Here is an 18659-nt window from a genome sequence, read left to right on the forward strand (position 1 = left end):
AGGCCCGGCCCGGCCCGGTCACCCGGCACCGGCCGGACGGCCGTTGACACCCGCCCGCGTCGGCTGTGTAAATGGTCCGACCGCCCACCGGACGACCAGGAGAATCGCGTGCCCATCGTCCGTCCCCCGCTGCCGCCCCGTCCCGCCGCCGATCCGGGCCGTCGCCGGCTGCTGGGGGCGCTGCTCGGGATGCCGCTGGCCGCCTCCGGTCTCGCCGGCTGCGGTGGCGAGGAGGAGACCCCCGTCGACGACGGGCCGGTCGAGCTCTCCGTCTTCTGGTACGGCAGCGCGAAGCGGGCCGAGCTGACCGAGAAGGCGCTGCGGCTGTACTCCGCCCGCAACCCCCGGGTCAACTTCCGGGTGACCTGGCAGGGCTTCGACGGCTACTACGACCGGCTGGCCACCCAGGCCGTCGGCGGCAACGTGCCCGACCTGATCCAGGTCGACGACAGCGTCCTGACCGAGTACGCCCGGCGGGACGTCCTGCTCGACCTCGGCGGGTACGCCGCCGAGAAGCGGATCGACCTGAGCGGGCTCCCGCCGGGCCTGGTCCGCTACGGCGAGGTCGACGGCCGCCCGATGGCCGTGGCGGCGGCCCAGACCACCGCCGCCGTGGTCTACAACCGCGCGCTGCTGCGCCGGCTGGAGGTCCCGCCGCCGGCCAGCGGCCTGTCCTGGCCGGCGTACGTCGACTGGGCCGCCCGGGTCACCCGGGCCGCGCGGGGGCGGGTGGCCGGCACGATGGACCCCTCCGGGGACCACCGGGCGCTCTGGCTCTGGCTGCGTTCCCGGGGCGGTGAGCTGTACCAGGGCCGTCAGCTCGGCTTCACCGAGAACGACCTGCTCGACTGGTTCGAGCTGTGGCAGGGTGCCCGGACCCGCCGGGCCACCCCGAGCGCCGCCCTGATCGACCAGGCCGACGGCGGGGAGGCCAACCGGCAGCTCGTGGTCACCGGGCACACCGCCGCCTCGTTCGCGTGGGCCCACCAGCTCCCCGAGCTCCAGCGCTACACCGACGACGAGCTGGCGGTGGCCGCGATCCCCGGCCCGCCCGGCGTCCAGTGGGCGCGGGCGTCGATGTACTGGGCGGCGTTCCGCGGCACGCGCCACCCCGGCGTCGTGGCGGAAGTGATCAACTTCCTCACCACGAACATGGATGCGGGCATCGCCCTGGGCAACGAACGCGGCGTGAACCCCAACCTCGCCATTCGCCGCTACGTCAGGGGCAGCCTCACCGACGTCGGCCAGGAGCGGGCCGCGGACCTGGCCGCAGCCCTCGCCGACGGGCTGGGCCCGGCACCCAGCCCGCCCCCGAAGGGACACGCGCGGGTGCGGGCCCTGCTCGTCGCGGCGGCCGAGACCGTTCGCTCCGGCCGGATCGGCATCCGGCCGGCGGCGGCCCGGTTCGTCGCCGAGGCCAACGCCGCGCTGGCCCAGTGAGACCCCCGCCGACGGGGTCGTAGGTCAGCGCGGCGGACGGTCGTCGGTCAGCGCGGCGGCCGATTGCGACGGTTGCGCATCAGCATGAGGACCAGCACCACGATCCCGCCGACCACGACCAGGCAGCAGAGCAGGCCCACGACGCCCAGCCCGCCACCCCGGGACTTACGCCTGGCCGCCTCGACCACCAGCTCGCCCGTCCCGGAGGACGCCCACGCCGCCACCGGGACGAAGACCGACACCATCACCGCCGTGAGGACCGCGCCGAGCCGTCCCCACCACCTGTTCAAAGAAGTCATGTGGTCATCCTCGCCGAGCAATGCAACAACGGCACGCTGGACGACGAGGATTCGGCGCGGCTTCGCCGGAGAAGGACCGGCTCCGAAGGGCGGGAACGGCGAAAGGGCCCGGAGTTTCCTCCGGACCCTTTCGCACTCGTAGCGGGGACAGGATTTGAACCTGCGACCTCTGGGTTATGAGCCCAGCGAGCTACCGAGCTGCTCCACCCCGCGTCGACTTCAATAGTCTATCCCATCCCCACCCCCACCCCCACACCCCCCACCCCCACACCCCCGAAATCGTGGATCATGGACTTGTGGTGCCGGTTTCGTGGCGATAAGCGGCCTTCACGACCCACCACGACTCCATGATCGACGAAAAAGGCCGGTCGGTGGGCGACGATGAGGGGGTGGAGGCGCAGCTGCGGGGCATCGGGGAAGTCATGGGGGTTGCTCGGTGCGGTGGGGTCGCGGTGTGGCTGCGGGGCGGGTGGGCGATGGACTTCCACCTCGGCGAGGTGACCCGGCCGCACCTCGACGTCGACTGGTACTGCTGGCGCTCCGACGCCGACTGGCTGGCCGACGCGCTGCTCGGCCGGGGCTGGCGGGTGGATCACCGGGTGCCCGTCGACAACCAACTCGACCTGCTCCGCGCCGACGTCGAGATGAGCTTCGCCTACCTGGAGCGGGACGCGACGGGTCGGGTGGTGGTCGGCGGCGGGCCGTGGCGGGGCACGCCGCTGCCTGAGGGGATGCTCGACGGCCCACCGGGTCGGCTCGGCGGGCTGACCGTGCCGGTGATCTCCGTGGCCGCTCAGATCGAGTTCAAGGAGATGTACCCGGTCTGGATGCCGCACCGGCCCCGGCGGGCGAAGGACGCCGCCGACGTCGCACGCCTGCGCGCCGGCCCCGCCTGACTCACCGGGAGGGATCCGGAGCCCGCACCAGAGGCCGAGCCCGCGCCAGAGGCCGAGCCCGCGCCAGAGGCCGAGCCCGCAACAGAGGCCGCGAAGGTGACGGGGCGAGCGGGTTGCGGGGGCCGGCATGCGAAAGGCCCCGGAGTTTCCTCCGGGGCCTTTCCTAACGAGTAGCGGGGACAGGATTTGAACCTGCGACCTCTGGGTTATGAGCCCAGCGAGCTACCGAGCTGCTCCACCCCGCGTCGACTCGTTAACCGTAGCGCACCACCCGGTCCGGCCGCAAAACGGCCCCTCCCCGGCGGCTGCGGCGCTGGTCAGCCACCCGGTGCCGCCGAAGGCGAGGGGGGCGTGCCGCCGCTCGGTGGGACGCTCGCCCCCGGCGATGCCGGGACCGACGGGCTGGCCGCCTGCTGCGCCCGCTGGAACGCGGTCATCGCCTCGTCCAGGGCCTTGAGCGCCCGCCCGTACCGCTCGAAGTCGCCGGACGTCTGCGCGGCCTTCACCTCGGCAATGGCGATCTGCACCTTGGCCGCCGCCTGGGCCAGGTCGCCGGTCAGCGGTGGGGCGGTGTTCGGAGCACCGGTGGGCGGGGTCCCGCCGGTCGGCGGGGCCTCGGGGGTCTGCGGTGGGGCGGTGCCGCCCTCGGGCACCTTCTTACCCAGCTCGACGAGCTGCTTGATGCCCTCGGTGAGGTTGTTGGCCAGCACCACGTACGACCCGCCGTCGCCGTACGACAGCAGCACCTTCTGCAACAGCGGGTACGCGTCCGTCTGGTTGCTCTTCACGTACACCGGCTCGACGTAGAGCATCCCGTTGCCGAACGGCAGCGACAGCAGGTTGCCGTACTGCACCTGGGCCTGGTTGGAGGAGAGCAGGTTGAGCTGCTGACGGATGTTGGCGTTGTTGGTCATCTGCTGGTGCACCTGCACCGGCCCGGAGATCCGGGTCTGGTCCGGCAGCTCCAGCACCTCCAGTTGCGGCTTGCCGTCCGCGTACGACCCGGAGATCAGCGCGGCGAGGTTCTGCCGGCCGTTCGGGGTGACCGCCGAGGTGAGCTGGAAGCGCGGCGTGGCCTGCCCGGGGAACTGCGTCCACAGGTAGAACGGGGGCTGCCGCTCCCCCTCGTCCGGGTTGTCCGGCACGTTCGGCACCTGCCAGAAGTCCTGTGCCGAGTAGAAGTCGCCCGGCGCGGTCACGTGGAACTTGGTCAGCAGGTTGCGCTGCACCTTGAACAGGTCGGCCGGGTACCGGAAGTGCTCCCGCAGCTCGGCCGGGATCTGGTCGTTGGGCAGGATGAGGTCCCCGCCGAACGCCTTGTTCCACGCCTTGAGCACGGGGTCGGTGTCGTCGAACTCGTAGAGCCGCACCGTGCCGTCGTACGCGTCGACGGTGGCCTTGACCGAGTTGCGGATGTAGTTGACGTCCTCCCGGGCGAGCTGGAACGTGCCCCGGCCGGTCAGCTCGTCGGTGGTCTCCGCCTGGAGGTTGACCCGCTCGGCGTACGGGTAGCTCGCCGCCGTGGTGTAGCCGTCGACGATCCACTGCACCCGGCCGCCGACCACCGCCGGGTACGGGTCGCCGTCGAGGGTGAGGAACGGCGCGACCTTCTCCACCCGGTCGCGGGGGTTGCGCACGTAGAGCAGCTTCGAGTTCTCGTTGACCGCCTCGGAGAGCAGGAAGTTGGATTCCGTCTCCTTGAGCGCGTAGAGCAGCCGGCGGGCGAACGAGCCGATCTCGACGCCGCCCTCGCCGGTGTAGGTGTAGTACTGCTCGCCGCCGGTCTGGGTGGGCCGGTCGAACTCGGCGTTGCGGTCCGGGTTGGCCTGCCCGACGATCGCGTAGTCGGTGGGGCCCATCCGCTCGCCGTAGTAGATGCGCGGCTGGGTGGCCGGGATCTGCTCGACCTGGGAGGAGCACGCCTCCTGGGTCTTGTCGCCGAGGAAGCCCGAGACGAAGTACGGCTGCCCGCCGCAGACCACCTCGTTGGCCGGCGCGGCCACCAGCCCGTAGCCGTGGGTGTAGACGGTGTGCCGGTTGATCCAGGTGTTCTGCTGGTCGGTCAACCCGTTGTAGTTGACCTCCCGGACGCCGACGACGTAGTCGGAGGTCTCCTTCTCCACCGCGTACCGGTCGATGTCCAGCTTCGGGCCGAAGTCGTAGAAGCCGCGGACCTGCTGGAGCTGGGTGTACGTCTCGGAGACGAGCTGCGGGTCGAGCAGCCGCACGTTCGGCACCACCGACTTGTCGGTGGCCAGGCTCGCCGGCGGCACGAGGTTGTTCGCCGCGTACGGCGTGGTCTTCGTGTCGGCCAGCCCGAACGCCGCCCGGGTGGCCCCGATGCTGCGCTCGATGTACGGGGCCTCCTTGTCCTTGGCGCTCGGCTTGACCTCGAAGGTCTGCACCGCCCAGGGGTAGATGCCGCCGATGGCGACCGCCGAGACGCCGAGCAGGGCCAGCGAGATGCCCGGCCAGATCAGGTTCCGCATCACCGCGTTGGAGAACACGATGATCGCGATGGCCACCACGACCGAGATGTAGGCGAGGATCTCCTTGGCCGGCAGCAGCGCGTTGATGTCGGCGTACCCGGCGCCGTAGAGCTTCGCCCCCTCGTTGTACTCGAGCAGCATCGAGCGCCGGTCCAGCACGTACGCGAGGGCTTTGAGCAGCACGAAGACCGCGACGAGCGTGCTCAGGTGGGCCCGCGCGGCGCCGGTCATCCGGTCACCGACGCCCTGCAACCGCACGCCGCCGAAGACGTAGTGCACGGCCAGCGCGCCGAGCAGGGCCAGCACCACCACGGTGAAGCCGACGCCGAGCAGGTAACGCCAGAACGGCAACTGGAAGACGTAGAAGCCGATGTCGATGCCGAACTCCGGGTCCTTGACGCCGAAGTTGCCGCCGTTGCGGAACAGCAGCCACTGGGTCCACCGGCCCTGCGCGGAGAGCCCGGCGAGGATCCCGATGCCCAGGGCGACGAGGCTGATCCACAGGCCGAGCCGGGCGCTCAGCACCGCGCGGTACCGCTCCAGGGCGGGCTGCCCCGGCGAGCGCGGCCGCAGCCGGTACGCCAGCCAGAGGTTGCCGCCGAGGATCACCGCCATGGCCAGGCCGACGACGAGGAAGAGCAGCAGCCGGGTGGCGAGCACGCCGGTGAAGACCTCGGTGTAGCGGACCTCGTCGAACCAGAGCCAGTCGGTCCAGACCCGCACCCCCAGATAGAGCACGATCAGGACGGCTACCGCCGCGATCAGCACCCCCATCAGGACGCGTCCGCGTCGGCTCATCCTCGGCAGGGGGCTGCTACGCATGACCACTGTTTGGCTCCGCACGCTCGATGTGATCGGCTCCGACCAGGCACCCAGAGTACGGGGTGTTCCTGACAGCGTCAGCGCACGGTCACGCCGAGCGGGTGCGTGCCGTCAGCAGCGGGTCGGCTGGCCGCCCGCGCGCAGGGTCTCCAGGGCCGTCAGGGCGTCGTCGAGCGTGCTCACCTTGAGCAACGGCAGGCCCGGCTGGGCGTTACGGACGGCCTCGGCGCAGTTGTCCTGCGGCACCAGGAACACCTTGGCCCCGGACTGCTTCGCGCCGACCAGCTTCTGGGCGATCCCGCCGATCGGGCCCACCCGGCCCTCGTCGTCGATCGTGCCGGTGCCCGCGATGATCTTCCCGCCGGTCAGGTCGGCCGGCTCCAGCTTGTCCACGATGCCCAGGGCGAACATCAGGCCGGCGCTCGGGCCGCCGATGTCACCCAGGTCGATGGAGAGGGTGAACGGGTGCGGCTGCTGCTGGTCGATCTCGACACCGATGCGGGGCCGGCCGTCCTGCTCCCGGCTGGTCACCTGCGCCGTGTCGGCGGCACCGGCCCGGGTGTAGCCGATGGTCAGCACGCTCCCGGCCGGCTCGGCCCGGATCAGCTCGGTGAGCCGACCCGCGCTGGTCACCGGCGTGCCGTCGACCGAGGTGACCACGTCGCCGGGGCGCAGCGCCGAGGCCGACGGGCCGTCCGCCGCCACGGTCTTGACCTGCACCTGCACCGGGTAGCCCAGCTCGCGCAGCGCGGCCGTCTCGGCGCTGGTCTGCGAGTTGCGGAAGTCCTCCTCGTTGCGCTGCTCGATCTCCTTGCGGGTCTCCCCCGGCGGGTAGACCAGCTCGCGCGGCACCACCGCCTCGTCGGGGGAGAACCAGCCGGCCAGCGCCGAGCGCAGCCGCACCGTCGGCTGCACCCCGACCGTGGTGAGGCGGAGCTGACCGGCGGAGGCCGACGTCGCCCGCCCGGAGACCTGGATGACGTCCTTGCCGTCCGAGGTGCCCAGCGTGTTCACCGTCGGCCCCGGGCCGAGCACCACGTACGGGATCGGCGCGTTGAGCACACCGAAGCTGAGCAGGGCGGTGAGCAGGGCGCCCAGGAGTACGGTCACGCCGCGACGTCTCATGGCGCAGAGCGTACCGAGCCACCGCCCGGGGATCCCGACGGCGACGGGACGACTTCGCCCTCAGCGCAACGCCGAAGGCGGCGACCTGGGGCGCGGCCCGCGTACCGTAGACGTCGTGCCTGATATTCCGTTCGGTTTCGCGCTTCCGGGTGGGCAGCCACCAGACCCCAACGATCCCGCGCAGATGCAGCAGTTCATGACGCAGTTGCAGCACCTGCTCTCCGCGCCGGGCAGCGGGCCGGTCAACTGGGACCTGGCCCGGCAGGTGGCCGCCAGCCAGCTCGCCGCCGCGGGCGACCCGGCGGTGTCGCCGCACGAGCGGCACGCGGTCGAGGAGGCGCTGCGCCTGGCCGACCTCTGGTTGGAGCCGGCCACCGCCTGGCCGACGGGCATCCGCGTGTCGCTGGCCTGGAACCGCAACGAGTGGATCTACAAGACGCTGGACGTGTGGCGCAAGCTCTGCGACCCGGTGGCCAGCCGGATGGTCGGCGCGATGGGCGACCTGGTGCCGCCGGAGGCACGCGCCCAGCTCGGCCCGATGCACTCGATGATGGCCACCCTCGGCGGCGCGCTCTTCGGCGGGCAGCTCGGGCAGGCGCTCGGCTCGCTGGCCGCCGAGGTGCTCTCCGCCGGCGACATCGGGCTGCCGCTGGGACCGGCCGGCACCGCCGCGCTGATCCCCGCCAACATCCGCGCGTACGGCCAGGGCCTGGAGCTGCCCGAGGACGAGGTGCGGCTCTACGTGGCCCTGCGCGAGGCGGCTCACCAGCGGCTCTTCCAGCACGTGCCGTGGCTGCGCGGGCACGTCTTCTCCGCCGTCGAGACGTACGCCTCGGGTATCCGGGTCAACCGGGAGGCGATCGAGGAGGCCATGGGCCGGGTCGACCCGACCGACCCGGAGTCGATGCAGACGATCGCCCTGGAGGGCATCTTCACCCCCGAGGACACGCCGGCGCAGAAGGCCTCGCTGGCCCGCCTGGAGACCGCGCTCGCCCTGGTGGAGGGCTGGGTCTGCCACGTGGTCGACGAGGCGGCGGGCAACCGGCTGCCGAACGTCGTGCGCCTCGGTGAGGCGTTCCGCCGGCGGCGGGCGGCCGGGGGGCCGGCCGAGCAGACGTTCGCCGCCCTGGTGGGGCTGGAGCTGCGCCCGCGCCGGCTACGCGAGGCGACGACGCTCTGGGCGGCGCTGGCCGAACACCGGGGCATCGCCGGCCGGGACGCGGTCTGGGGCCACCCCGACCTGCTCCCCTCCGACGACGACTTCGCCGACCCGGCGGCCTTCGCCACGGCCCGCGTCGATCTGGACGACGAGCTGGCCACGTTCGACTTCAGCGCGCCGGGCGGCCCGCAGGAGCAGGCCCCGGGCACTCCCCCGCGCACCGAGGGCACCGGAGACGACGCCGAGGGCTCCTGACCCCCCGCACCCGACCCGCATCCCCCACCCACGGCCGCCGGCGCAACCCGCGGCGGCGGCCGCGTCCCCGTCCCTGCAACGCCGCACCGGGCCCCACCGGCAGGTCTTGGCAGGAAACGGCGCCCCTTCCCGGGGCCGGGAGCTTCCAAGATCCACCCGACGTCGGGGGCGGCGAGCGGAGGAAGGCGGGTGGTGGGGTCAGGGGTGGTGGGAGAGCAGGGCGCGGGTGGTTTCCCAGCCTTCCACGGCCGGATCGAGGTTGGTCAGGTCGGCGGGGCCGCGCAGCCGCCGCCAGGCGGCGGTGACCGCCACGTCCCCGGGCTGCGGGGCGGCCCGGCGCACGTCGGCCGGGAACGCCGTGTCGAGGTCCACCTCGGGCAGCCAGCCCGGCACCGGCAGCCGCGACGCGATGCCGAGCAGGCCGGGACCGGTCCCCTCGGCGGGGGCCACCGCCACCGGCCGGGTGGTCAGCGGACGGAGCAGCTTGCCGACGGTCAGGCCGGGCAGGTCCGGCGCGTCGGCGGCGACGACGGCCGCCTGGTCGTACCCGGTCAGTGCGGCCAGGACGGCGGTGCCGGTCGCGGCGGGCACCTCGTACACGGTGGTCCCCGGCCAGACCAGCGACTCGGCCAGCGCCCGGTCCTGCGGGGTGGCGGCGATCGCGGTCTCCACCTCCTGGAGGGTGGCGAGCAGGTCGACCACGTCCTCGGCGAGCGCGGCCCGCCAGGCCGCCGGGTCGATTCCCGGCGGTGTCCACGGCACCGGCCCGAGCAATGCCACCACCACACGTCTGGCCACGCCCCGACCCTAGGCGGTCGGTGCCCCGCCCGCTCCCCCGGGCTGAGGCGAGGAACGCCCGACGGAATCGAGGCGAGGCGGCGCGGCCAAGGCGAGGCGGCGCGGCCAAGGCGAGGCGGCGCGGCCAAGGCGAGGCGGCGCGGCCAAGGCCGAGGGCCGACGCAATGTCAGTGACAAGGCATTCCCGCACCGATGATCACCGAATGTCATTGACATGAAGTCGATCATGGGCGGGGTGAGGCCGGGGCCACACGCGATTCGTTCGACGATGAACGGCGCGGGGTCGGGCGGTAGGCGGTCAGTCGACCAGTGGGCTGCCGGAGGCGGCGGCGACGCCCTCCAGGTAGCCCCGGGCCCGCTCGGCCTTCGGGTAGCGGCCGACCAGCGCCCAGAAGCGGGCGTTGTGGCTGGGCACGATGAGATGGGCCAGCTCGTGCAGCAGGACGTAGTCGATCACCCAGTCGGGCATGTCCTGGATGCGGTGCGAGATGCGGATGGTCCGGTCGGCGGGGGTGCACGAGCCCCAGCGGCCGTTCTGGTTGGTCACCCACCGCACGCTGGCCGGGATCGCCCGGTCGCCGTACTCGGCGAAGTAGAGGCCGCGCAGCCGGGTGGCGCGGTCGAACAGGTCGTCGTCGGAGCGGCCGAGGCGCCCCTCCCGGGCCGCCAGCCGGGCCAGCATGCGGTCGACCCATTCGGTCTCCTCGGCGCGGGAGAACTGGTCGGGGATGAGCACCACGACGCGTTCACCGTCGCGGTAGGCGGACACCGTGCGTCGCCGGCGCTGGCTGCGTCGGACCTCGACGACCGGCTTCCGCGCGCCCGCCATCAGTGGGCCGCGCAGCCTCGGATTGCTGTCACGAAGGAAAGCTAATGCGTACTGACCAGGGGTACGCAAGAGTCAACACCACGACACGCGCCCAAAGAGTCCGGATTTGTCGGCTAGAGTCCGAAAAAAATCCTTGCGGAAAGTCACGGAGACGCTCCGTGACGGTGCCCGCTGCCTCGTGGACGGCACACCGGCTCGCTCTCCCCACCGTAGGGGATCAGCTCCCCGTTCGCCTGCCGGGGCCCACCGAGAGGGGTTCTGGGGCTTTCGTCCGGCGTGTCCCCGCCAAACTGACTTATCCGACCTAATTCGGCATGCACACTCTCGACGTCGACTTGCTCACAGTGTCGAAGCACAGCTGACATGAACCCGCCCTCACCTGGGTAGGGTCCGCGGACCAGCGGTCACGAGCGTGGCCGCGGAGAAGTCCCAGCGCCGGCGCCCCGCGTGGCCCGGCACCGGGCACACCGCCGGAACCGGATTGACCGGCGGACGAGACGAGGAGGGCACCGTGGCCGACCAGGCCCAGACTTACAACGGTTACTGCGTCAAGTGCAAGGAGAAGCGGGACTTCGAGGGGCACGTCGAGGTCTCGAAGACCGGGATGAACATGGCCAAGGGCAAGTGTCCGGTGTGCGGGACAACAGTGAACCGCATCCTGGGCAAGGCCAAGGTCTGACCGGTACGGCCCCGGTGCGGGGGAGGGCGGCCACGGCCACCCTCCCCCGCCACCTTTTCACGCCCCCGCCGCCGCTCACTGTCGGGTGGGCGACACAAATACCGACGGGCTGTGGATAACTCGGCTTTTCCTGTGGACAACCCTGGACAGGGCGATGCCGGCCTGTGGACAACGATCGACCGACAGCACGGACTCGGTGACGATCTGTTGCCATGAGCGCCAGCCCCGCCGTGTCGCCCCGGCCCACCCTGCTTCCCGGCCTGACCCGTCTCTGGCGGGACCGGCACACCCTCCAGCTCGGGCTGGGCTCGGGGCGGGCCGTCCTCGTCGAGGTGGCCAACCCCCGCGCCGTGCGGGTCCTCGACCTGCTCGACGGCAGCCGCAGCGAACGGCTCGTGCTGGCGCGCGCGGCCGACGTGGACGTGTCGCCGGACGAGGCGCGCGGGCTGATCGACGCGCTGCGCGGCGCCGGGCTGGTCGTACCCGCGCACACCCTGCTCCCCCGCGACCTCGCCGGCCCGGCGCGACACCGCCTGGCGGCGGAGGCCGGCGCGCTGGCCCTGGCCGCGCCCGGCCTGCCCGGCACGCCGGCCCAGGTGCTGCGGCGACGGCGGGCGGCCCGGGTGCTCGTGACCGGCGCCGGTCGGCTGGGTGCCCCCGTCGTCGTCGGGCTCGCCCAGGCCGGGGTGGGGCACGTGCACCCGGAGCTGACCGGCGTCGTGCGCCCGGCCGACCTGGTCGGCACCGGGCTCGGCGCGGCCGACCTGGGTTGCCCGCTCGCCCCGGCGGTCCGTGCGGCGGTGGACCGGGTCGCGCCCGGCACCGCCACCCGCCCACTGCGCCGCTGCCGGCCCGACCTGGTGCTCCAGCTCGGCGTCGACCGGCCGGCGGAGCTGCTGGCCGCCGGGTTCGCCCAGCGTCGCCAGCCACACCTGCTGCTCACCCTGCGGGAGGGGGTCGCGACGGTCGGCCCGCTGGTGCACCCGCCGGGCGGCCCCTGCCTGCGCTGCGTCGACCTGCACCGCACCGACCGCGACCCGGGTTGGCCGACGCTCGCCGCCCAGCTCGCCGGCGACGCGGCCGACCAGTGCTGCGACACGGCCACCCTGCTGGCCGCCGCCGGGTACGCCGTCGCCGAGGCGCTGGCCCACCTCGACGGGGCGACCCCGGAGACGCTGGGCTGCGCCGTCGAGGTGACCGGCGCCGGTCGGCTGCGACGGCGGGCCTGGTCGCCCCACCCGTACTGCCGATGCTCCGGCGCGGGGCCCGTGACGCGCCGGCCGGGAGACGCCGCGCGGGCCGTACGCCGACCCCGAATCGGCGGTGACCGGCCCCAGCCCGCCCACGGAGCAGCAGGGAGGGGCCCGAGTCGGTAACAATGGCCGGGTGACCGACATCCCGCGCCGGGCCGTGTCCCGGACCGCCAAGCTCGCCGCTCTGCCGCTCGGCTTCGCCGGTCGGACCGTCCTCGGCATGGGTAAGCGCGTCACCGGGCTCGCCTCCGACGTGATCTCGGCCGAGATCCAACAGCGCACCGCCGAGCAGCTGTTCAGCGTCCTCGGCCAGCTCAAGGGCGGCGCGATGAAGTTCGGGCAGGCCCTGTCGGTCTTCGAGGCGGCCCTGCCGGAGGACATCGCCGCCCCCTACCGGCAGGCCCTCACCAAGCTCCAGGAGGCCGCGCCGCCGCTGCCGGCGGCCACCGTGCACAAGGTGCTCGCCGAGCAGCTCGGGCCGGGCTGGCGGGAGCGCTTCGAATCCTTCGACGACACCCCGGCCGCCGCCGCCAGCATCGGGCAGGTGCACCGGGCCGTGTGGCGGGACCCGGACGGCGGCCCGTCCCGCGAGGCGGCTGTCAAGATCCAGTATCCGGGGGCCGGCGACGCGCTGCTCGGCGACCTCAAGCAGCTCTCCCGCCTCGGCGGGATGTTCCGGGCCATCCAGCCGGGCCTGGACGTCAAGCCGCTCCTGGCCGAGCTGCGCGAGCGGATCGCCGAGGAGTTGGACTACGAGCTGGAGGCCGAGTCGCAGCGCGCCTTCGCCGCCGCGTACGCCGACGACGAGGAGATCTTCATTCCGGCGGTGCTCACGGCCACCCCCCGGGTGCTGGTCACCGAGTGGATCGGGGGCACCCCGCTCGCCGAGATCATCCGGGCGGGGACGGAGGAGCAGCGCGACGAGGCCGGCCGGCTGATGGCGATCCTGCACCTCTCCGCGCCGGCGCGGGCCGGCCTGCTGCACGCCGACCCGCACCCGGGCAACTTCCGGTTGCTGCCGGACGGCCGGCTCGGCGTGATCGACTTCGGTGCCGTGGCCCGGATGCCGGAGGGCACCCCCGAGCCCATCGGCCGGCTCGCCGGGCTGGCGCTGCGCGGCGATGCCGACGGCGTGGTCTCCGGGCTGCGCGAGGAGGGCTTCGTCAGCCCCACCGAGCCGATCGACGCCCAGGCGGTCCTCGACTTCATCCGGCCCATGCTCGATCCGGTCGCCACCGAGGAGTTCCGGTTCACCCGGGCCTGGCTGCGGGCCGAGGCGACGCGGCTGGCCAGCCCCCGCTCGCCGGCGTACCAGCTCAGTCGGCAGCTCAACCTGCCGCCGTCGTACCTGCTGATCCACCGGGTGACGCTCGGGTCGATCGGGGTGCTCTGCCAACTGGAGGCCAAGGCGCCGTACCGGGCGATCCTGGAGCGCTGGCTGCCCGGCTTCGTCCCGCCGAAACCCGACGCCCCCGCCTCGACGCAGCGCCCCGGGGAGACGACCGCCTGACCGGGCCGGCCGCACGACGACGCGGGGGGTGCCGGCCGATCGGCCGGCACCCCCCGCGGGTTCGGTTCGGTTATCGGACGCCCAGCTCGCGCGCAGCCCGGTGGCTGCTGTCGATCGCGACGGTACGGGCGGAACGCGTTGCCTCAGTGCTCGTGGTGATGTGACCGGCCTGAGGCCGGGGCATTCGGGCCCGGGACAACGCTTCGTGGAGTAGTTGCATCTCGATGGTGCCGTTGGGCAGGTGCAGCATGTCTCTCAGCTCTCTCTCGTGGCCGGTGCGGGGCACCGACGGGGTTGGTGCGGATCGGGTGTGTCAGGCAGCGAGCCGGACGCTCTCCCGCGGCTGGGCCAGTCCACTGGCCGCCAACCGCGCCTCGGCCTCGACCTTCAGCGCGGCGTCACGGGCGACGTCCTCCTTGCGCGGGCGGCCCCGGGGCCGCTTGCGCGGGACGACCGCGCCACGCTCGAAGATCTCGCCGCCCCAGACGCCCCAGGGCTCGGCCCGCTCCGCCGCACCGGCGAGGCACTCGACGCGCAGCGGGCAGTCCCCGCAGAGCGACTTGGCCAGCTCCAGCTGGGCGGGCGAGTCGGAGAACCACAGGTCGGGGTCGAACTTCCGGCAGGGCAGGTTCGCCTCCAGGTCGACGCGCGCGTCGATGGGGGCCAACGCCAGACTCATCTCCCGGTCACCTCTCTCTCACTTCGATCTCGTGGATCGCATTCCGACGAACTTCGGGGCAAAAAATTAAGGCCGCGGATCCCGGTAGCGGGTTCCGCGGCCTCAAGGTGAGCCGGAGTCTGAGATTCAGACCGGTCTACCTCGAGGTGGAACACCGCGGCCATCGCTGCGCCGCTTGGCACCGTCGACTCCATTGCCCATGAAGCCACTGGTCCCCTCGACTCCGGCGAACGGCGCAACAGTCAGGTGCAGCTCGGCCTGAACCTGGACCTGGTGCGTCTGCGGAGCCCACGGTCGGGCGGCGGGGGCCACCCGGACAGTCGACAGCGGGGACACGGCAGCGGGCATCGCCGCGGGGCGCTCATAGGTGAGAATTTCCATCGGTGACACCTCCCTGACGTTCCTCGAAGTCGACTGTTCTTCACCCCGCCTGAGCAGCCACAATGGAGCTGGCCGCGAGGTGTGTCCTGAGGCTATTCCTCGCCCGGGGGCGAGGGCAAACGAATTTACGGGTCGATTTCGAAAGTTTTCTCAGGGCAGACTTCCTCGACCGTCGCGCCCGCCACGAGGGCCAGCACCGTCTCCCCGTAAAGGCCGATCTTGCGGGGGCCGATCCCGGCGATCGCGATCAACTCCTCGGGCCGGCCGGGCCGTCGTTCCGCCAACGCGACGATGGTTGCGTCGGTGAAGATCACGTACGCCGGGACCTTCTGCGCTGCGGCCACCCGGGCCCGCCAGTCGCGCAGCCGCCCGTACAGCTCCTCGTCGATGTCGGACGGGCAGGTCGGGCAGCGGCCGAGCTTGCGGTCCGGGCCGGCGACCAGGGTCGCGCCGCAGATCCGACAGGAGACCACCTGGGGGCGACGGCGCTCGACCCGCTTGGTCGCCGCGCCACCGCCGGCCTTGGCCCGCTCCGGACCGCCGCCGCCGGAGCGGTCGAGCTGCGGCAGGAACCGCGACGGCCGCCGGGCCCGCCCACCGGGCGAGCGGGCCACCGCGTACGACAGCCAGAGCCACTCGCGGGCCCGGGTGATCCCGACGTAGAGCAGTCGGCGCTCCTCCTCGACCTGCTCGGCGGTGCGGGCGTAGGTGGTGGGCAGGGTGCCCTCGGATAGCCCGACGAGGAAGACCGCGTCCCACTCCAGCCCCTTGGCCGAGTGCAGCGACGCCAGCGTCACCCCCTCGACCGTCGGCACGTGCTGCTGGGTGGCGCGGCGGGCCAACTCGTCGTTGAAGTCGCTCAGCGTCACCGGCCGCTGCACGGCGGCGGCCTCGCCGATCGGCAGCACCGGCGGGGTGGCCGCGTGCTCCTCGGCGAGCTGCACCAGCGCGGCCAGCGCCTCCCAGCGTTCCCGGGCCGCGCCGCCGGCCGGGGCGCCCTCCGCGGACCAGCCGACCGCCGAGAGCCCCTCCGCCACGGCGTCGCGCAGCGGCAGGTCGCCGGGGAGCGAACGGGTGGCGGCCCGCAGCGCCACCATCGCCTGGCGCACCTCGACGCGCTCGAAGAACCGCTCGGCGCCCTGCAGCACGTACGGCACCTCGGCCTCGGTGAGCGCCTTCTCGTACGCCTCGGACTGGGCGTTGGTGCGGAACAGCACGGCGATCTCCCGGGCGGGGGTGCCGGCGGCCACCAGGGCCCGGCAGCGGGCCGCCACGGCGGCGGCCTCGGCCGGCTCGTCGGTGAAGATCCGCAGGTCCGGCTCGGGGCCGGGTGGGCGCTGCCCGCGCAGCTCCAGCCGCAGCCGGGCCTCCACGCCCCGGGCCTGGGAGATGACCGCGTTGGCCAGCCCGACCACCTGCGGGGTGGAGCGGTAGTCGCGCACCAGCCGGACCACGGTGGCGTTCCGGTGGCGGCGCGGGAAGTCCACCAGGTACGCCGAGGTGGCCCCGGTGAAGGAGTAGATCGTCTGGCTGGCGTCGCCGACCACGGTCAGGTCGTCCCGGCCGCCGAGCCACGCCTCCAGCAGCCGCTGCTGCAACGGGTTGACGTCCTGGTACTCGTCGACCACGAAGTGCCGGTACTGGGTGCGGACCTGCTCGGCCACGTCCGGGTGCTCCTCGATGCCCCAGACGGCGGCGCGCAGCATGTCCTCGAAGTCGATCACCCCGTTGGCCCGCTTGATCGTCTCGTACGCGGCGAAGACCTCGGCCACCCGGGCCGGCTCGTGCGGGGTGTCGCGCAGCGCCTTGGCGGCCGCGACGACGTACTCCCCTGGCTCGACCAGGGAGGACTTGGCCCACTCGATCTCGCCGGCCAGGTCCCGGGCGGCGGCCCGGTCGGTGCGCAGGCCGACCCGGGCGGCGGCGAGGGTGACCACGCGGGCCTTGCTGTCCAGCAGCTCGGGCATCCCCCGCCCGTGTAGCAGCCGGGGGGCGAAGTAGCGCACCTGGCGCAGCGCGGCGGCGTGGAAGGTGCGCGCCTGCACCCCGGCCGCCCCGAGCAGGGTCAGCCGGCTGCGCAGCTCGGCCGCCGCCCGCGCGGTGAAGGTGACCGCGAGCACGTGCCGGGGGGAGACCTCCCCGGTCAGCGCCCGGTGGGCGATCCGCGAGGTCACCGCCCGGGTCTTGCCGGTGCCGGCGCCGGCCAGGACGCAGACCGGGCCGGCGGGGGCGGTCACGGCGGCGCGCTGCTCCGGGTCCAGCCCGGCGAGCACCCGTTCCGACGCTGAATGAACCACCACAGCGAGGAATCATCTCAGCTCCGGGTGATGTTGCAGCGGTTAGCCTGGCCTGACCGGGCCGGCTGACGGATCTTGGAGGACCTGATCATGTTGACGATGTACTCGACCCCGTGGTGCGGCTACTGCCACCGGCTCAAGTCGCAGCTCGACCGGGAGGGCATCGCGTACCAGGTGGTCGACATCGAGCAGGACCCGAAGGCGGCGGAGTTCGTGATGGGCGTCAACGGCGGCAACCAGACCGTCCCGACGCTGCGCTTCGCCGACGGCAGCGCCCTGACCAACCCGTCGATCAACCAGGTCAAGCAGCACCTGGCGGCCCTGCCGGGCTGACCGCGCGACCGGGCTCCGGCAGAGGTGGTCGGCGCACCACCTCTGCCGGTCGCACGGCAGGCCCGGGGGCCGGGCGACCCGGCCCGCGCGGCGGGTCCAGGGCGACCCGGCCCGCGCGGCGGGTTCAGGGCGTCCGGTGGGCGACCCGGGGCTCGGCGGCGGCGGGAGCCGGCGGGCGGCGCTGCAGCGGGATGCGGGGCAACGCGCCGGGCGCGGGCGGCGGCGCGGAGAGCCGCCGGCCCCGCCACAGGAAGACGCCCGCGGTGGCGGTGGTCAGGCCCACCAGCGCGAAGAGCAGCCGGTAGTCGAACACGCCGACGAGCAGCGCGCCGGCCCCGATGGAGATCGCCTGCGGGGCGCTGATCAGCGCCTCCGACGCCGACGTGACCCGGCCGACCAGGCCCGTGGGGGTGCGCCGCTGGATGAGCGTGTTCATCCCCACCGTGATCAACGGAAGCGCGGCCCCGGCCAGCAGCAGCGCCGCGCAGCCCAGCCAGAGCCCCGGATACGCCAGGGCGAACGCGGCGGGGCCGAAGAGGGTCACCCCGGCGGCCAGTGCGCCCACCTCCCCCGTGCGGCGCACCACGGTGGCGGAGCAGAGGCCGCCGACCAGGCCGCCGAGGCCCTGCACGGTGACGAGCACGCCGACGAACGCGGCGTCGCGGCGCAGCCCCTGGTCGACGTACGCGAAGATCAGTGCCTCGGTGAAGCCCATCACCAGCGAGGCGAGGCCGTAGCCGAGCAGCGCCCGGCGCAGCGCCGGCTCGCCGGCGAGGTGCCGCAGCCCGGCCCCCAGCTCGACCGACCACCGCCGTCCCAGGCCGGCCGACGGCGTCTCGGGCACCCGGAGCAGGACGGCCACCACGGCGGCCACGACGAACCCGGCCATCGCCAGCGCGGTCAGCAGCCAGCCGCCGACGGCGGCGTAGAGCGCGGCACCGGCGAGCGGCCCGATGAGTCGCAGCGCCTGGCGTACGGTCTGCAACGCCCCGTTGGCGTCGGCCAGCAGCTCGACCGGGACCAGCTGCCTAGTCAGCCCGCCGATCAGCGCGCTCAGCGTCAGGTAGGAGAGCCCGTAGAGGGCGGCGACCACGTAGATGGTCGGCACGTCGGCGCTGGTCGAGACCGTGAAGAGCGGGGTGAGCAGGAGCGCGGTGGCGAGGTTCGCGGCGATGAAGAAGGGCCGGCGAGGATAGCGGTCGGTCGCCCAGCCGACCAGCGGCGCGAGCACCATCGGCGCGATGATCGCGAAGATCGTCGCCCCGGCCAGCCCGTCGGAGCCGGTCAGGTCCTTCACCCAGATGGCGAGGGCGAGCAGCAGGATCGACTCGGCTGCCATGCTGGCCAGCAGGGCGCCGAACAGCAGGCGGAACTCGGGGCGGCGCAGGACGGTGCACATCGGTTTTCCTCTCGCA

General features: G+C 73.2%; 16 protein-coding genes and 2 tRNA genes. 7 read left to right on the forward strand and 11 right to left on the reverse strand.

Annotated elements, in window-relative coordinates:
- Nucleotides 1-108: 108 nt before the first annotated feature.
- Nucleotides 109-1440, forward strand: coding sequence for an ABC transporter substrate-binding protein (locus tag ACLQ2V_RS00760; protein ID WP_425716376.1), 1332 nt, complete (start codon nucleotides 109-111; stop codon nucleotides 1438-1440).
- Between the two features lie 47 nt (nucleotides 1441-1487).
- Here the strand turns inward: ACLQ2V_RS00760 and ACLQ2V_RS00765 are convergent, their stop codons facing one another.
- Both ACLQ2V_RS00765 and ACLQ2V_RS00770 read right to left on the reverse strand, forming a co-directional pair.
- A complete protein-coding gene (locus ACLQ2V_RS00765) occupies nucleotides 1488-1739 on the reverse strand; it encodes a hypothetical protein (protein ID WP_425716377.1) in 252 nt (83 codons plus the stop codon).
- A 139-nt stretch (nucleotides 1740-1878) separates the two neighbouring features.
- Nucleotides 1879-1952, reverse strand: a tRNA-Met gene (locus ACLQ2V_RS00770).
- 134 nt (nucleotides 1953-2086) lie between these two features.
- Between ACLQ2V_RS00770 and ACLQ2V_RS00775 the strand changes: the two genes are divergently transcribed.
- Nucleotides 2087-2635 carry a nucleotidyltransferase domain-containing protein gene (locus tag ACLQ2V_RS00775; RefSeq protein WP_425716378.1) on the forward strand — a complete coding sequence of 183 codons (549 nt, stop codon included), beginning with the start codon at nucleotides 2087-2089 and terminating at the stop codon, nucleotides 2633-2635.
- Between the two features lie 171 nt (nucleotides 2636-2806).
- Here ACLQ2V_RS00775 and ACLQ2V_RS00780 read toward each other — a convergent pair.
- The 3 genes from ACLQ2V_RS00780 to ACLQ2V_RS00790 form a co-directional block, all read right to left on the reverse strand.
- Nucleotides 2807-2880 (reverse strand) — tRNA-Met (locus ACLQ2V_RS00780).
- 72 nt (nucleotides 2881-2952) lie between these two features.
- The gene (locus ACLQ2V_RS00785) at nucleotides 2953-5946 is read right to left on the reverse strand and encodes a UPF0182 family protein (protein WP_425716379.1); all 2994 of its coding nucleotides are present in this window, start codon (nucleotides 5944-5946) and stop codon (nucleotides 2953-2955) included.
- A gap of 111 nt (nucleotides 5947-6057) precedes the next feature.
- Nucleotides 6058-7071 carry a YlbL family protein gene (locus ACLQ2V_RS00790; protein ID WP_425716380.1) on the reverse strand — a complete coding sequence of 338 codons (1014 nt, stop codon included), beginning with the start codon at nucleotides 7069-7071 and terminating at the stop codon, nucleotides 6058-6060.
- A gap of 184 nt (nucleotides 7072-7255) precedes the next feature.
- On the opposite strand from ACLQ2V_RS00790, the gene ACLQ2V_RS00795 reads away from it, so the two are divergent.
- Entirely contained in the window at nucleotides 7256-8485 is a 1230-nt protein-coding gene (locus ACLQ2V_RS00795; protein WP_425716381.1) for a zinc-dependent metalloprotease, read from the forward strand.
- Between the two features lie 198 nt (nucleotides 8486-8683).
- Here ACLQ2V_RS00795 and ACLQ2V_RS00800 read toward each other — a convergent pair whose 3' ends face one another.
- Together ACLQ2V_RS00800 and ACLQ2V_RS00805 are read right to left on the reverse strand one after the other, a co-directional pair.
- Nucleotides 8684-9283, reverse strand: a complete 600-nt coding sequence (locus ACLQ2V_RS00800; protein ID WP_425716382.1) for a hypothetical protein — start codon at nucleotides 9281-9283, stop codon at nucleotides 8684-8686.
- A 298-nt stretch (nucleotides 9284-9581) separates the two neighbouring features.
- The gene (locus ACLQ2V_RS00805; RefSeq protein ID WP_425716383.1) at nucleotides 9582-10112 is read right to left on the reverse strand and encodes a M48 family metallopeptidase; all 531 of its coding nucleotides are present in this window, start codon (nucleotides 10110-10112) and stop codon (nucleotides 9582-9584) included.
- Between the two features lie 511 nt (nucleotides 10113-10623).
- Between ACLQ2V_RS00805 and ACLQ2V_RS00810 the strand changes: the two genes are divergently transcribed.
- The 3 genes from ACLQ2V_RS00810 (at nucleotide 10624) to ACLQ2V_RS00820 (ending at nucleotide 13554) form a co-directional block, all read left to right on the forward strand.
- Nucleotides 10624-10791 (forward strand): DUF5679 domain-containing protein, encoded by a 168-nt coding sequence (locus ACLQ2V_RS00810; RefSeq protein ID WP_007464795.1) that lies wholly within the window; start codon nucleotides 10624-10626, stop codon nucleotides 10789-10791.
- A gap of 212 nt (nucleotides 10792-11003) precedes the next feature.
- Complete coding sequence (locus ACLQ2V_RS00815; protein WP_425716384.1) at nucleotides 11004-12167, forward strand: hypothetical protein; 1164 nt, start codon at nucleotides 11004-11006, stop codon at nucleotides 12165-12167.
- 10 nt (nucleotides 12168-12177) lie between these two features.
- A complete protein-coding gene (locus ACLQ2V_RS00820) occupies nucleotides 12178-13554 on the forward strand; it encodes an ABC1 kinase family protein (protein ID WP_425716385.1) in 1377 nt (458 codons plus the stop codon).
- A gap of 313 nt (nucleotides 13555-13867) precedes the next feature.
- Here ACLQ2V_RS00820 and ACLQ2V_RS00825 read toward each other — a convergent pair whose 3' ends face one another.
- The 3 genes from ACLQ2V_RS00825 to ACLQ2V_RS00835 form a co-directional block, all read right to left on the reverse strand.
- Nucleotides 13868-14233: a WhiB family transcriptional regulator gene (locus ACLQ2V_RS00825; protein ID WP_425716386.1), complete on the reverse strand. Its 366-nt coding sequence runs from the start codon at nucleotides 14231-14233 to the stop codon at nucleotides 13868-13870.
- Nucleotides 14234-14359: 126 nt separating this feature from the next.
- A complete protein-coding gene (locus ACLQ2V_RS00830) occupies nucleotides 14360-14614 on the reverse strand; it encodes a hypothetical protein (protein ID WP_425716387.1) in 255 nt (84 codons plus the stop codon).
- Nucleotides 14615-14739: 125 nt separating this feature from the next.
- Nucleotides 14740-16914 (reverse strand): ATP-dependent DNA helicase UvrD2, encoded by a 2175-nt coding sequence (locus ACLQ2V_RS00835; protein ID WP_425716388.1) that lies wholly within the window; start codon nucleotides 16912-16914, stop codon nucleotides 14740-14742.
- An 87-nt stretch (nucleotides 16915-17001) separates the two neighbouring features.
- Here ACLQ2V_RS00835 and ACLQ2V_RS00840 point away from each other — a divergent pair, with 87 nt between their 5' ends.
- Nucleotides 17002-17244 (forward strand): mycoredoxin, encoded by a 243-nt coding sequence (locus tag ACLQ2V_RS00840; RefSeq protein ID WP_425716389.1) that lies wholly within the window; start codon nucleotides 17002-17004, stop codon nucleotides 17242-17244.
- A 124-nt stretch (nucleotides 17245-17368) separates the two neighbouring features.
- Here the strand turns inward: ACLQ2V_RS00840 and ACLQ2V_RS00845 are convergent, their stop codons facing one another.
- Nucleotides 17369-18643: an MFS transporter gene (locus tag ACLQ2V_RS00845; protein WP_425716390.1), complete on the reverse strand. Its 1275-nt coding sequence runs from the start codon at nucleotides 18641-18643 to the stop codon at nucleotides 17369-17371.
- Between the last annotated feature and the right edge of the window lie 16 nt (nucleotides 18644-18659).

The sequence above is a fragment of the Micromonospora sp. DT233 genome, from assembly GCF_049841815.1.
Taxonomy (GTDB): domain Bacteria; phylum Actinomycetota; class Actinomycetes; order Mycobacteriales; family Micromonosporaceae; genus Micromonospora.

What these genes read in the sequence shown, in the direction of transcription:
- ACLQ2V_RS00765 (WP_425716377.1), bottom strand. Translation starts at nt 1,739, where the DNA reads ATGACTTCTTTGAACAGGTGGTGGGGACGGCTCGGCGCGGTCCTCACG.
- ACLQ2V_RS00775 (WP_425716378.1), top strand. Translation starts at nt 2,087, where the DNA reads ATGATCGACGAAAAAGGCCGGTCGGTGGGCGACGATGAGGGGGTGGAG.
- ACLQ2V_RS00785 (WP_425716379.1), bottom strand. Translation starts at nt 5,946, where the DNA reads ATGCGTAGCAGCCCCCTGCCGAGGATGAGCCGACGCGGACGCGTCCTG.
- ACLQ2V_RS00790 (WP_425716380.1), bottom strand. Translation starts at nt 7,071, where the DNA reads ATGAGACGTCGCGGCGTGACCGTACTCCTGGGCGCCCTGCTCACCGCC.
- ACLQ2V_RS00795 (WP_425716381.1), top strand. Translation starts at nt 7,256, where the DNA reads ATGCAGCAGTTCATGACGCAGTTGCAGCACCTGCTCTCCGCGCCGGGC.
- ACLQ2V_RS00805 (WP_425716383.1), bottom strand. Translation starts at nt 10,112, where the DNA reads ATGGCGGGCGCGCGGAAGCCGGTCGTCGAGGTCCGACGCAGCCAGCGC.
- ACLQ2V_RS00815 (WP_425716384.1), top strand. Translation starts at nt 11,004, where the DNA reads ATGAGCGCCAGCCCCGCCGTGTCGCCCCGGCCCACCCTGCTTCCCGGC.
- ACLQ2V_RS00825 (WP_425716386.1), bottom strand. Translation starts at nt 14,233, where the DNA reads ATGAGTCTGGCGTTGGCCCCCATCGACGCGCGCGTCGACCTGGAGGCG.
- ACLQ2V_RS00830 (WP_425716387.1), bottom strand. Translation starts at nt 14,614, where the DNA reads ATGGAAATTCTCACCTATGAGCGCCCCGCGGCGATGCCCGCTGCCGTG.
- ACLQ2V_RS00840 (WP_425716389.1), top strand. Translation starts at nt 17,002, where the DNA reads ATGTTGACGATGTACTCGACCCCGTGGTGCGGCTACTGCCACCGGCTC.
- ACLQ2V_RS00845 (WP_425716390.1), bottom strand. Translation starts at nt 18,643, where the DNA reads ATGTGCACCGTCCTGCGCCGCCCCGAGTTCCGCCTGCTGTTCGGCGCC.